The sequence below is a fragment of the Kitasatospora mediocidica KCTC 9733 genome (assembly GCF_000744225.1).
Taxonomy (GTDB): domain Bacteria; phylum Actinomycetota; class Actinomycetes; order Streptomycetales; family Streptomycetaceae; genus Kitasatospora; species Kitasatospora mediocidica.
In genome coordinates this window covers 121,207-133,923 of sequence record NZ_JQLN01000003.1, presented here as the reverse complement: position 1 = coordinate 133,923, position 12,717 = coordinate 121,207, and the positions used below count along the sequence as shown (strand labels likewise).

Annotated in this window: 11 protein-coding genes and 1 pseudogene; 6 read left to right on the top strand and 6 right to left on the bottom strand. The window is 73.5% G+C overall.

Features of this window, described 5'->3' with window-relative positions; all coding sequences use genetic code 11:
* Window positions 1-49: 49 nt before the first annotated feature.
* From BS80_RS06010 to BS80_RS05995, 4 genes are all read right to left on the bottom strand, one after another.
* Complete coding sequence (locus tag BS80_RS06010) at window positions 50-730, bottom strand: DedA family protein (RefSeq protein ID WP_063771910.1); 681 nt, start codon at window positions 728-730, stop codon at window positions 50-52.
* A gap of 142 nt (window positions 731-872) precedes the next feature.
* Window positions 873-1,493: a DUF4291 domain-containing protein gene (locus tag BS80_RS06005; RefSeq protein WP_035794107.1), complete on the bottom strand. Its 621-nt coding sequence runs from the start codon at window positions 1,491-1,493 to the stop codon at window positions 873-875.
* 93 nt (window positions 1,494-1,586) lie between these two features.
* On the bottom strand, window positions 1,587-2,159 hold the full coding sequence (locus BS80_RS06000; RefSeq protein ID WP_232246377.1) for a nucleosidase: 573 nt from the start codon (window positions 2,157-2,159) through the stop codon (window positions 1,587-1,589).
* Window positions 2,160-2,178: 19 nt separating this feature from the next.
* Window positions 2,179-3,192, bottom strand: a complete 1,014-nt coding sequence (locus BS80_RS05995) for a cytochrome c oxidase assembly protein (RefSeq protein WP_051966155.1) — start codon at window positions 3,190-3,192, stop codon at window positions 2,179-2,181.
* 353 nt (window positions 3,193-3,545) lie between these two features.
* Between BS80_RS05995 and BS80_RS05990 the strand changes: the two genes are divergently transcribed.
* The 4 genes from BS80_RS05990 to BS80_RS05975 are packed head-to-tail and all read left to right on the top strand — an operon-like array spanning window position 3,546 to window position 9,876.
* Window positions 3,546-4,859 carry a hypothetical protein gene (locus BS80_RS05990; protein WP_035794105.1) on the top strand — a complete coding sequence of 438 codons (1,314 nt, stop codon included), beginning with the start codon at window positions 3,546-3,548 and terminating at the stop codon, window positions 4,857-4,859.
* Between the two features lie 14 nt (window positions 4,860-4,873).
* On the top strand, window positions 4,874-5,830 hold the full coding sequence (locus tag BS80_RS05985) for a glutamate ABC transporter substrate-binding protein (RefSeq protein ID WP_232246376.1): 957 nt from the start codon (window positions 4,874-4,876) through the stop codon (window positions 5,828-5,830).
* A 48-nt stretch (window positions 5,831-5,878) separates the two neighbouring features.
* On the top strand, window positions 5,879-7,273 hold the full coding sequence (locus BS80_RS05980) for a hypothetical protein (RefSeq protein WP_232246375.1): 1,395 nt from the start codon (window positions 5,879-5,881) through the stop codon (window positions 7,271-7,273).
* A 5-nt stretch (window positions 7,274-7,278) separates the two neighbouring features.
* Window positions 7,279-9,876 carry a serine/threonine-protein kinase gene (locus tag BS80_RS05975; RefSeq protein WP_035794103.1) on the top strand — a complete coding sequence of 866 codons (2,598 nt, stop codon included), beginning with the start codon at window positions 7,279-7,281 and terminating at the stop codon, window positions 9,874-9,876.
* A 189-nt stretch (window positions 9,877-10,065) separates the two neighbouring features.
* On the opposite strand, the gene BS80_RS44035 is transcribed toward BS80_RS05975, so the two are convergent.
* Complete coding sequence (locus tag BS80_RS44035) at window positions 10,066-10,188, bottom strand: hypothetical protein (protein ID WP_408607347.1); 123 nt, start codon at window positions 10,186-10,188, stop codon at window positions 10,066-10,068.
* Here BS80_RS44035 and BS80_RS44030 point away from each other — a divergent pair.
* Window positions 10,187-10,813, top strand: a pseudogene (locus BS80_RS44030) (PP2C family protein-serine/threonine phosphatase); the annotation flags it as partial. The gene BS80_RS44035 and the pseudogene BS80_RS44030 sit on opposite strands and share 2 nt — an antisense overlap.
* On the opposite strand, the gene BS80_RS44025 reads toward BS80_RS44030, so the two are convergent.
* Complete coding sequence (locus BS80_RS44025) at window positions 10,753-10,938, bottom strand: hypothetical protein (protein ID WP_035794102.1); 186 nt, start codon at window positions 10,936-10,938, stop codon at window positions 10,753-10,755. The pseudogene BS80_RS44030 and the gene BS80_RS44025 overlap by 61 nt on opposite strands.
* Window positions 10,939-11,171: 233 nt before the next feature.
* Here BS80_RS44025 and BS80_RS05965 point away from each other — a divergent pair, with 233 nt between their 5' ends.
* Complete coding sequence (locus tag BS80_RS05965) at window positions 11,172-12,518, top strand: vWA domain-containing protein (protein WP_035794101.1); 1,347 nt, start codon at window positions 11,172-11,174, stop codon at window positions 12,516-12,518.
* Window positions 12,519-12,717: the final 199 nt, after the last annotated feature.

Genomic DNA, 12,717 nt, shown 5'->3' with positions numbered 1-12,717 from the left:
GAGCCGGTCGGAGCCGGGGTCAGCCGGGGTCAGCCGGGGTCAGGCTGGATCAGTCGGTGTCGGAGTCCGCGGGGTCGGCGGCGCGACGAGCCTCCGCCTTCGCCGCTGCCTCCGCCTCCGCCTCGGCGCGGTTGCGGCGGCGGCTGATCAGCCAGAGCGCGAGCGTCCCGACCACGAAGAGGCCGATCAGCACGGTCACCACCGTGCCCACCACGTTCTCCACCCTCTTGTACGCCGCGCCGAGCAGGTACCCGAGCAGGCAGTAGCCGACGCCCCACAGTGTGCCGCCGGCGATGTTGAAGAACGAGAACCTGCCGTACGGCATCCGGGAGATGCCGGACATGGTCGGTACGAGGGCGCGGAACAGCGTGAAGAACCGTCCGAAGAAGACCGCCGCCGCACCCCTCGTGTGGATGAAGCCGCGGGCCCGCTCGATCTTCTGCTGGTGCCTGACCGCGGTCCTGGTGCGCAGCAGCGGCGGGCCGAAGCGCCGGCCGAGCCAGTAGCCGACCGCGTCGCCCAGGATCGCCGCCGCCACCACGACCACCATCAGGACCAGGAGGTTCACCCCGCGGTGCGCGGCGGCGATGGTCCCGGCGATCAGCAGGGCCGTCTCACCCGGCAGGACGAAGCCGACGAAGAGCGCGTCCTCAGCAAAGATCAGCAGCCCCACCACCGCGTACACCAGCGGCCCGGAGAGCCCGAGGATCCAGTTGCTGACCGACTGCACGGGGCGGCGCTCCTTCCCGAAGGACGGGTCTACCCCACCGTAGACGAACCTGCCGGACGCTCCCGCGCGACAACCCGCCCTACAAGCCGCCTCCACGCCGACCTGCGCCCCGACACCTACGCCCCGACCTGCGCCCCGACACCTACGCCCCGACCTGCGCCCCGATCGGATACGGCGTCTCGCGCGGCAGCAGCGCCGCCGCGGCCTCCCGCGCACCCGCGCGGACCAGCTCGTGCACCTGGTGGGCCAGCGGCGTGACGTCGCGGACGGCGAGCAGCCAGTGGTCGGCGTACGCCCTGGTCGCGCGCCCGCTGAGGCCGAGCTGGAGCGAGCGGTGCGGCAGCGGGCGCAGGTCGAGGTCCCGTTCCGGGTCCCACTGCACCCGCACCGGCGACTCGCGCAGCCGGGCCGCCCACTGGGCGCGGTCGGCGTGCACCGAGCGGTCGTAGTGCGACAGGCAGGCCTGCGCGAGCGCCTGTTCGAAGCCGTCCCGGCTGATCTCCAGCGCGAGTACGCGCTCCTGCCCGGGCTTGGTGCCCCAGCCGCTGCGGTACATCATCCACAGGAAGCTCGGCTTGATCCAGGTCATCCGCGACCGGCTCCAGCTCTCCGGGAAGCGCCCGTGCCGCGCGGCGTGGTCGCCGATCTCGGGCCGGTAGGCCTGGTAGACGGTCACCGTGTCGGCGGTGTGGAGCGCACGGATCTGCCGCCGCGGTGGCTCCTCGGGGACGGCCTCGGGCGAGACCTCAGACGTGGTGTGCATGACGGACAGTGTGCGGCAGGACCACCGGCAGCCTCCCCGAATAAACCGGCAGCCTCCCCGAATAAACGGCTGAAGCGCCTCGCAGCAGACGCCTCAGACGTGGTCGCGGACCCAGCCGGCCAGCACCTTGGCGCAGTCGTCCACCGCTTCGCGCCAGGCGCGGGCCGCGCCCTCGCCGGCCTCGTCGCTGACGTGCTTGACCAGCCGGACCGGGACGTCCGCGCGCTGGGCGACGCTGGCGAGGGCGTAGCCCTCCATGTCGACCAGGTCCGCCAGCTCGGCGAGCCGGTCGCGGGCGGCGGGGTCGGAGACGAAGACGTCGCCGGTGGCCAGCGTGACCCCCTTGGCGGCGAGGGTGAGCGGTCCGCCGGAGAGGTGGCCGGTGAGGGTGCGCAGCAGCGCGGCGTCCAGGTCGTGCTGGAGAACGGTGCCGATCTCGTGGACGTGGCCCTGCAGACCGGGGCGCAGCGCGCCGGCGGTGCCCAGGTTGATCACCTCGGACGGCAGCGGACCGCGCGCGAGGACCGTCGCCAGCGCCGTGCTCGCGTTGACCTTGCCCATGCCGGTGAGCAGCACCGGGAGGTCCGTCTCCAGGTGGGCGGCCTCCTCGGCCACGGCCAGGACGAGGAGCGGGCGGTCGGGGCTCACGGTTCCGTTCAGCTGCATGGTGGCCATGGTAGAGCGATCATCCCTCGGCGCCGTAGCGGTGCCGGAGGTTGGGGTCGTCCAGCCACCAGGGCCGCATGCCCTGCTCGTCCTCGGGGGCCGTTCCCCCGACGGCCGCGGCCTCGGCGGCGGCCTCGAACCGGGCGTCCAGCTCGGCGTCGACCGCGGCGGTCTCCTCCTTGCCCTGCACCATCATCCGCCGGACCAGCGCCCAGACGAACGGCAGGCCGACCAGGTCGCCGAGCACCCACAGGGAGTTGCCGCCCCAGGTCTGGTCCTGCGCGATGCTCGGTCCCCAGGGCCGGGCGAGCTCGGTGTAGTAGTGGCCGCCGACCAGGTGGCCGCCGTAGATCAGCACGATGCCCAGGCCGGCGTCGAAGATCACCTCGGCGAAGGTGATGAAGAGTCCGACCAGGTGCGGGTACTCGTGACCGACCGGGTCGATCTGCAGCCGCGGCCAGAAGTAGGCCAGGCCGAGCGCGACCAGCGACAGGTGCAGGCCGATGTTCCAGGCGCCGCTGGTGAGGGTCTTCTCGTACCAGGGGGTGAAGTAGAGCAACCACGGCGGTGCCATCAGCAGCGCGGTCGAGATGGCGGGGAACATCAGCAGCTTGGACGGACCGCTGCGCAGCGCCCGCAGGATGCGCTCGCGGCGGGCCGGCGGGGCGGTCTCCACCAGCAGCGAGACCGGGGCGCCGAGTGCGAGCAGCAGCGGGACGACCATCAGCAGCAGGACGACCTGCACGGCGCGGTCGGTGAACAGGATCCGCTCGTAGACGCCGAGCCCGGAGCAGGTGACCCAGATCCACAGGACCAGCCCGCCGAGGAAGGCGGCGGTGCGGGTGGGCTGCCAGGGCTGTCCGGCCCGGGCCAGGGTCCGCACGCCGAGCAGGTAGCCGCTGCCGAGCAGCACGGCGAGGGCCAGCACGACCGGCTCGGCCTGCCAGGAGGTGACGAGGTCGGCCCACTGCCAGGGCGGCGGGCCGTGGTAGCCGGTCGCCAGGACTCCGGTGGCCAGGTCTGTGGTCTGCATCGTTCGCGCTCCATGCTCCGCCCGGGCGCGACGGTCTCCCGGGCATGGAGCCATGATGGCCGACTCGGAGTCGATCACGGGCGGCGGGGCACCCGCGCGGCGGCCGGCAATCCGCACGGCATAGGGTGCCCCTCGCGCCCGGGCCTGTACCGCGCGGGCGCGGGGGACGACGGGCGACGAAGCTCAAGTCCGACGCAAGTCACGTGTGGCAGTCGGAGTGGGTGGCCATACTGCTGGCAACGGGCCGGTACCCGATTGTCGGGCGGCCCCAGGGGAGGGTGGGGCAGGTGGCGACACCACAGATGACGGGGGCTCGGCCTCCGGGACCGGCCGGCGCAGCGACGCTGCCGCCGATGCCGCCCGCGCCGCCGCGGCGCCGGGCGCGCTGGACGGAACGGCTTCGCCGGGCGGCCAGCACCGCGCCCGGGCGGCTGCGGCTCTCCGCGCTGGCACTCGTCGTACTGGTGCTGGCCTTCGGGGCACTGACGGGCTGGCAGGTGACGACGCGCAACCAGGCGGCCGACCAGGTGCTGTCGAGCAGCCAGCCGCTGAGCCAGAACGCCGCCGAGATCTACCGTTCGCTGGCCGACGCGGACACCACCGCGGCGTCCGGGTTCCTGCTGGCCGGCAACGAGCCCGCGGCCGTCCGCCAGCGCTACCAGGGCGACCTGGCCAACGCCTCCCAGCTGCTCACGCAGGCCGCCGCGCACGCCGGCGACTCCACCGACGCTCAGTCCTGGGTCAGCCAGCTCAACCAGCAACTGCCGGTCTACGCAGGCCTGGTGGAGACCGCGCGGGCCAACGATCGGCAGGGCCTGCCGCTCGGCGCGGCCTACCTGCGGTACGCCTCCGACCAGATGCAGAACACCCTGCTGCCGATCGCGCAGAAGCTCTCCGACTACGAGACCGCCCGGGTCGACCGGGACTACGGCGACGCGCAGAGCGCGCCCTGGGCCGCCTACGTGCTCGGCGCGCTGGTGGCGCTGACGCTGCTCTGGTTCCAGGTGGTGCTGTTCCGCCGGACCAACCGGGTGTTCAACCTGGGCCTGCTCGGGACCACGGCGGCCGTGGTCGCCACCCTGGTCTGGCTGACGGCCGGGGTCACGGCGGCCGACTCCGCGCTGTCCCGCAGCCGCGCCACCGGCGCCGGCCCGCTCCAGGCGCTCGACAGCGCGCGGATCGACGCGTTGCAGGCCCGTACCGCGGAGAACCTCAACCTGGTCGCCCGCGGCTCCACCACCGCGTATGCCGACCAGTGGACCAAGTCCAGCAACCTGCTGGCCACCACGACCTCCGCCGGACAGCTCGGCGTGGCCCAGCGGCTCGCACCGGGCGGGGCCGGCCAGGACGTGGCCGACGCCCGCGCCGAGTTCTTCACCTGGAAGCAGCGGCACGACGCGGCCTCGGCCAAGAACGACGGCGGCGACTACCAGTCCGCGCTGGACGCCACCGTGGGCTCCGGTCCGGACACCACCGAGCAGGCCTACCAGGCGATGGACGCGAAGCTGGCGCAGGCGGCGGACGTCGAGAAGGCCGACTTCCTGAGCGCGGCGAAGAGCGGCCGGGACGCGACCGGCCTGGTCGTGGTGGCGGCGGGCGTGCTCGCCGTGCTGGCCGCCGCGGGCGTGCTGGCCGGGATCGGCCGACGGCTGGCGGAGTACCGATGAAGGGGGCTGGGACGATGGCGAGGACGAGAAGGCGGATCCGGTCGGGGGTGCTGGCGGCGGCCCTGCTGGTGCCGCTCACCCTGACCATGAGTGCGAGCGCGCAGAGCGGTACCGGGGAGGTCCGCACCACGGCGGCGCCCGCACTGACCCCGGCGCTCGCACCGGAGGCGACCCCGGCCTGCGACCCGACCAAGAGCGTGCGGCCCAGCCTGGACGAGAGCGGCCCGGCGGTCAGCGCCATCAAGCGGCGCGGCGTGCTGATCGCCGGCGTCGACCAGAACAGCTACCGCTGGGGTTTCCGCGACCCCGCCACCGGCCAGCTGGAGGGCTTCGACATCGACCTGGTGCACGCGGTGGCCAAGGCGATCCTGGGCGATCCGAACAAGGTCCAGTTCAAGACCGTGCCGACTGATCAGCGTATTAATGCCATTAAGAGCGGCCAGGTGGATCTGATCGCGCGTACGATGTCGATCACTTGCGACCGGCTCAACGATGTCGCCTTTTCGACGGCGTACTTCGAGGCGGGACAGCAGGTGGTGGTGCCGCGGTCGGCCAAGGCAACCAGCATCGGCCAGGCGTTGAAGGGGAAGACCGTCTGCGTGGCGGACTCCTCGACCGCGCAGAGCGAACTGAAGAGCGATCAGCACGGAGCTGCGAAGATCACGGTGGTGGGCAACCAGCTGGACTGCCTGGTGCTGATGCAACTGGGTCAGGTGGACGCGACCATGACCGACAACGCGCTCGCCGTCGGCCAGGCCGCCCAGGACCCGACGGTCCAGGTGATCGGCCCCTCGCTGACCGCGGAGCCGTACGGCATCGCCATGGCGAAGGGCGCGACCGACCTGGTGGCCCGCGTCAACCAGGTGCTGGCGGACTACCGGCAGAACGGCTGGCAGGCCAGCTACGACAAGTGGCTCGGCCCCTACCTGGGTCCGTCCAACGGCCCGCCGCCCGCCAACTACCTTCCGTAACAGCAAGAAAGCCAGCACGAACAGGACCAGAGGGACGAGGGGGAGGGCGTGGCGTTGACAGGATCCGCGGGCCCGGTGATGAGCCGGGAGGAGGTGGACCGCGAACTGGCCCGGCTGAGCGCCGAGCGCGAGGCCGTCGAGGCCGCGCTGCTGGCGCTCCAGGACCACCCCGGCCGACGGCTGCTGGAGGGCGCGGTCCTGTCCGGGCGCACCGAGGAGCGCTGGTCCGTGGCCGAGCCCGGCCTGACGCTGCTCTGGGCACTCTTCGACCGGTACGTCGAAGCGCTCGCCTCGGCGCGCGCCGTCCGTTCCCGCCGCGTGCGCCCCACCTCCCCCGAACTGGCCGAGCTGAGCGAGCTGCTACGCGGCCGGGCGGTCACCGTCCCGGGCGGTCAGCTGCCCGACGTGGCCCGCCAACTGGGCGGACCGGCCCGGCTGGTGGAACAGATCAGCCTGGCCCAGCTGCTGGACCGGATGAACGCCTGGTACGCCACCGTGCTGGAGGTGGTGAACGCCGCCGACGCGGTCTGGTCGGCGCTCCCCGCCCGGATCGACCTGCTGCTCGCCGAACTGCGCCGGGTCCGCACGCTGGCCGGATCGGTCGGCGTACAGGCCGGAGCACACCCGCTCGGCGACGACCTCGGCCTGCTGGAGGTCGAGTTGACGGCACTGCGGGCCGAGGTGCTGACCGACCCGCTCGCCCTGTGGCGCCCGGCCCGGGTGCCGGCCCAGCGCGGCACCGATCCGGGCGGCGGCGCGGCGAACACCCAGGGCGCGGTGGACACCGAGCGCTTCGACCGGGCCGGCCGCGCACTGGACGGCGTCCGGGTCGAGTTGGAGCAGTTGCTGCGGCTGCGCGACGAGGCCGACGAGCGTTTGCAGCAGGTCGCCGACCTCCTGCAGCGCGCCGACGCCACCCTCGTGGAGGCCCGCCAGGCGCGCGGCGAGGTGCTGGCGAAGATCGCCGCCACCGAGGTGCCGGCCGTGCCGGGCCCGCTCTCCGCGCTGCGCGAGCGGATCCACCAGGCGGCCGAGCTCCAGCAGAACGGCCACTGGCACCGGCTCGCGCCGCTGCTGGACACGCTGGAGGAGCAGGCCGCCAAGGAGTTGACCCGGGCCCGCCAGTCGCTCGGCGAGGTGACCGCGCCGCTGGCCGTCCGGGCCGAGCTGCGCGGCCGGCTCGACGCGTACAAGGCGATGGCGGCACGGCTCGGGGTGGCCGAGGACCCCGAGGTGATCGAGCGTTACGAGAAGGCCCGCTGGCTGCTCTGGAGCGCCCCGTGCGACCTGCGGGCCGCCGCGGCGGCGGTCGCCAGGTTCCAGCAGGCGCTGCGTCCGGCGAGTGGAGCGCACGCGGCGGCGCCGCGGGACGCTCAGCCCGGCGGGAGTCAGTCCGGCGGGGGACAGCAGTACTACGGACAGCAGAACGGTCAGGGGGTCTGAGAGTCATGGGCGAAGCATGTGTACGGCCGGGGTGCTCCGGCGGGGTCATCGACGCGGACGGGTACTGCGGTGAGTGCGGACTCGCCCCGGCGTCGGGCGCGGCACCGGCCACCGGACCGGTGAGCGGACCGGTGAGCGGCGCGGTGAGCGCTCCCACCGGCTCGTTCGGCAGCCCGCGCTGCGCCCAGGCCGGCTGCACCGGCGGCATCGACGCGGACGGCTACTGCGACGAGTGCGGGATCGCGGCCTCGGCCGCGCCGAGCCTCCCGTCCGCCGCCGTCCCATCTGCCGCGGTCCCGTCCGGCTCGGTCCCCGCCGCCCGCCAGTCGTCCGACTCCGCCCGCTCCTCGCGCACCGGCTCGGCCCGCTCGATGTCCGGCCGCTCCCGTTCGCACCGCTCCACCCGGACCGGCACCCGCGGCTCGGTCTCGGTACGCAGCAGCAAGGGCACCACCACCGGCAGCTCCCGTTCGCGGCTCGGCGCCGGGCTCGTGACGGTCCCTCCGGTGCCGCGGCTCGACCCCGCCTCGGCGGTGCTGGCCAACCCCGAGGTGCCCGAGCGCAAGCGCTACTGCAGCAAGTGCGAGTCGCCGGTGGGCCGGGAGAAGAACGGCGTGCCCGGCCGCCCCGAGGGCTTCTGCACCCAGTGCGGCACCGCGTACTCGTTCACCCCCAAGCTGCGCCACGGCGACCTGGTCGGCGGCCAGTACGAGGTGCTCGGCTGCCTGGCGCACGGCGGCCTGGGCTGGATCTACCTCGCGGTGGACCGCCGGGTCAGCGACCGCTGGGTGGTGCTCAAGGGCCTGCTGGACACCGGGGACGAGGACGCCCTGGCGGTGGCCATCGCCGAGCGCCGGTTCCTGGCCGAGGTCGACCACCCGAACATCGTGCGCATCATCAACTTCGTCGAGCACCCCGACGGCTCCGGCTCGGTCGACGGCTACATCGTCATGGAGTACGTCGGCGGCAAGTCGCTCAAGGACATCGCCAACGAGCGCCGCACCCCGGACGGCCGGCGCGCGCCGCTGCCGGTCGAGCAGGCCATCGCGTACGCGCTGGAGGCGCTGCCCGCGCTGGGCTACCTGCACAGCCGCGGTCTGATCTACTGCGACTTCAAGATCGACAACGTGATCCAGAGCGAGGACTCGCTCAAGGTCATCGACATGGGCGCGGTGCGGCGCTTCGACGACGACGGCCCGATCTACGGCACCAAGGGCTACCAGGCGCCGGAGATCGCGTACGACGGCCCGTCGCCGTCCTCCGACCTCTACACGGTGGCCCGCACGCTCGCCGTGCTCACCTTCGACTTCCAGGGCTACAGCACCCAGTACCTCGACGAGCTGCCCGGACCCGAGCTGGTCCCGCTCTTCGAGCAGTACGAGTCGTACTACCGCCTGCTGGTCCGCGCCACCGACCCCGACCCGAGCCGCCGGTTCTCCTCGGCCGAGGAGATGGCCGACCAGCTGACCGGTGTGCTGCGCGAGATCCTGGCCCTCCAGGACGGGCTGCCCCGGCCCGCCCTGTCCACCCTGTTCGGCCCCGAACTTCGGGTGGTGGACACCGAGTTGCTGGCCGAGGGCAGCGGCTCGGCGCCCGGCCTGCCGAAGGTCGCCGGGCTGGACGCGGCCGCCGCCGCACTGGCCCTCCCGGTGCCCCGGGTCGACCCGAACGACCCCAACGCCGGCTTCCTGGCCACCCTGATGGCCACCCGTCCCGGCGAGGCGATCAGCGCCCTGCAGAGCGCGCCGACCCACTCGGTGGAACGCCAGCTGCGCGAGCTGCGGGCCCGGATCGAGCTGGGCGACCTCCCGGCGGTGAAGCGCGCGATGGCCGCGCTGGAGGCCGACCAGCCCGACGACTGGCGGGTGGTCTGGTACCGCGGCCTCGCCTCGCTGGTCGCCTCCGGCGCCACCGGCGACCGCGGCCAGGTGCAGGCCGCCGCCGAGGCCTTCGACGCGGTGTACGACGCGTTCCCCGGCGAGGCCGCGCCGAAGCTGGCACTGGCCGTCTGCGCCGAGCTGCTGGGCAACGGCGAGGACGCCGCCGAGTTCTACCGCCTGGTGTGGAGCACCGACCACTCCTACGTCAGCGCCGCCTTCGGTCTGGCCCGGGTCCGGCTGGCGGCCGGCGACCGCTCCGGGGCCGTACGGGCGCTGGAGTCGGTACCGGAGACGTCGAACCACTTCACCGCCGCCCGGATAGCGAGCGTCCGCTCCCGGCTGCGCGAGCGCGCGCCGTACGAGCCGCTCGCCGCCGACCTCGGCGCGAGCTCGGCCCAGCTGACCGCGCTCGGGCTGGACGACCGTCGGCGCGAGGAGCTCTCGGTGGAGCTGCTCGGTGCCGCACTCGGCTGGGTGCTGGCCGGCCGGCCGGCCCAGCAGGGAGCACTGCCGTCCGGCCAGCCGGCCGGTCAGCCGGCTCCGCCGACCGGGGGCGCCGCCCCCGCAGAGCTCACCGTCCTCGGACATCCCGCGAACGAACGGGAACTGCGCTTCGCCCTGGAGCGCTCCTACCGGGTACTGGCCCGGTTGTCCGATCGGGCGGAGAGCAGGATCGCGATGGTGGAGCGGGCGAACCGGACCCGTCCCCGGACTTGGGTGTGAGCTGATGCCGCAACAGACCGTGTGCCCGACCTGTGCGGAGCCGCTCGACCCGGACGACGCGTTCTGCGGCGCCTGCGGGACGAACCTCACCGCGCCCGTGCCCCCGCCCGCCCCGGAGCCGGACTTCGAGCTGAAGCCGGCCGGGCCCGGCTGCGTGCACTGCGGTGCGCAGCAGGTCGCGTCCGACGGCTACTGCGAGGCCTGCGGGGGCGTCCAGCCGCGCCCGCGCGACCACATGGAGTCGTCGATGCCGGGCGTCGCGGGCGTCAGCGACCGCGGCGTGCGCCACCACCGCAACGAGGACTCCTTCATGCTCGCGACCACCGCGCTGCCCGGCGGCGCGTCCGCCGTGCTGGCGGTGGTCTGCGACGGCGTCTCCTCCGCCTCGCGCCCCGACGCGGCCTCGCAGGCCGCCGCCGAGGCCGCTTCGCAGTCGCTGCTGACCTCGCTCGACCAGGGCGTAGCGGCCGAGCCGGCGATGCGTCAGGCGATCATGACGGCCGCCGACGCGGTGGCCGCGCTGGCCTTCGACGGCACCGACCCGACCCCGCACGCCAACTCCCCCGCCTGCACGCTGGTCAGCACCATCGCGACGGGCGGCGTGGTGACGGTCGGCTGGGTCGGCGACAGCCGCGCGTACTGGATCCCGGACGACCGGGAGGGCGCCGAGCCGTACCGGCTGACCGAGGACGACTCCTGGGCGGCCCGGATGGTCTCGGCCGGCCTGATGGGTGAGGCCGAGGCCTACGCGGACGCCCGGGCGCATGCGATCACCGGCTGGCTGGGCGCCGACGCCGAGGAGGTCGAGCCGCACACGGTGAGCTTCACCCCGCACGTCCCCGGCGTGCTGCTGGTCTGCACCGACGGCCTGTGGAACTACGCCGAGGCCGCCACCCAGCTGGCCGACCTGGTGCGGGCCGACGCCCGGACCGACCCGCTGAGGGCGGCCCGGGTGCTGGTCGACTTCGCGATCGCCGCGGGCGGGCACGACAACATCACGGTCGCCGTGCTGCCGGTCGCGCCGCTGACCGTCGAGGGGTACACCGAGACGCTGCTGGACATGAAGGTGCTGCGTCCGGTGCCCGCGCAGGCGGCCGCGCAGGGCGGGCCGGTCGCACCGGCCCCGCCGGTCGCCGCGGTCCCCCGGTGTCGCCTCCGCCGCTGCCCCCGATGCCGCCCGCGCCGCCGGCCGTCCCCGCTGTCCCGGCGGTCCCCGCCCCCGGCGTCCCGTCCGACTGACTCTTCGGCAGACCCGCCCCCACCCCTTCTCCTCCCCGAATCAGGAGCTCTCGGCCATGGCCAAGCTGTCGAAGTCGAACCCACCGCAGTTCACCACCGACATCTTCCAGAACGAGTACCTCGCCGACGGCGCCCGCGAGGTCAACGCGATCGTCACGGTGACCTCGACCGGCGGCGGCACCACCGGCGGCCGCCCGCTCGGCGCGCTGGACGCGGCGCCCACGCCGAGCGGCGACTCCGCCGTGGTGATCATGGTCGACTGCTCGGGCTCGATGGACTACCCGCCGACCAAGATGCGCAACGCCCGCGACGCGACCGCCGTCGCCATCGACACCATCCGCGACGGCGTCGCCTTCGCGGTGGTCGCCGGCACCCACGAGGCCAAGGACATCTACCCCGGCGACGGCAGCCTCGCGGTGGCCGACGACCGCACCCGGGAGGCCGCCAAGCAGTCGCTGCGCAAGCTCAGCGCGGGCGGCGGCACCGCCATCGGCACCTGGCTGGACAAGGCCGACAAGCTCTTCCTGACCCGCCGCGAGATAGCCATCCGGCACGCCATCCTGCTCACCGACGGCCGCAACGAGCACGAGAAGCCCGAGGACCTGCAGCGCGTGCTGGACCGGGTGACCGGCCACTACACCTCCGACTGCCGGGGCGTCGGGACCGACTGGGAGCTGCCGGAGCTGCGCCGGATCTCCTCCGCGCTGCTGGGCACCGTGGACATCGTCGCCGAACCGTCGGGCCTCGCCGAGGACTTCCGCGGCATGATGACGACCGCCATGAGCAAGCAGGTCGCCGACGTGGCGCTGCGGATCTGGACGCCGGCCAACGCCTCCGTGAAGTTCGTCAAGCAGGTCGCGCCCGACCTGGAGGACCTGACCGGGCGCCGCGCCGAGGCCGGCCCGCGGGCCGGCGACTACCCCACCGGCTCCTGGGGCGACGAGAGCCGCGACTACCACGTCTGTGTCGAGGTCCCGTCCGCCGCCGTCGGCAACGAGATGCTGGCCGCCCGGATCAGCCTCGTGCTGCCGCAGTCCGACGGCAGCACCGAGGTGCTGTCCCAAGGGCTGGTCAAGGCGGTCTGGACGGACGACCTGGCCTCGTCCACCCGGATCAGCCCGCAGGTCGCGCACTACACCGGCCAGGCCGAGCTGGCCGAGTCCATCCAGGTCGGGCTGGAGGCGCACCGCGCCGGCAATCTCGACCTGGCCACCGCCAAGCTGGGTGCGGCCGTCCGGCTGGCGCACCAGACCGGGAACGAGGGGACGTACCGGTTGTTGCAGAAGGTGGTGGATGTGGTGGACCCGAAGGAGGGTACGGTTCGATTCCGTAAGGACGTCAGCGAGGCGGACTCGATGACCCTGGACACCCGCTCCACCAAGACCGTACGTGTGAAGAAGTGAGCTGACCGTGACCTGGTTCCTGTCAGGGCCGGACCTGCTGAGATGTGGGGGACTTGATGCCGATCTGCCCTAGGGGCCATGAGTCGCAGGCCGAGGACTGGTGCGATTTCTGTGGCTTCCCGATGACGCCGCCCGGCGCTGCCGGACCCGGCGGTGCGGGCGCCGCCGGGCCGTTCGGCGCGCCGCCGCCTCCTCCGTC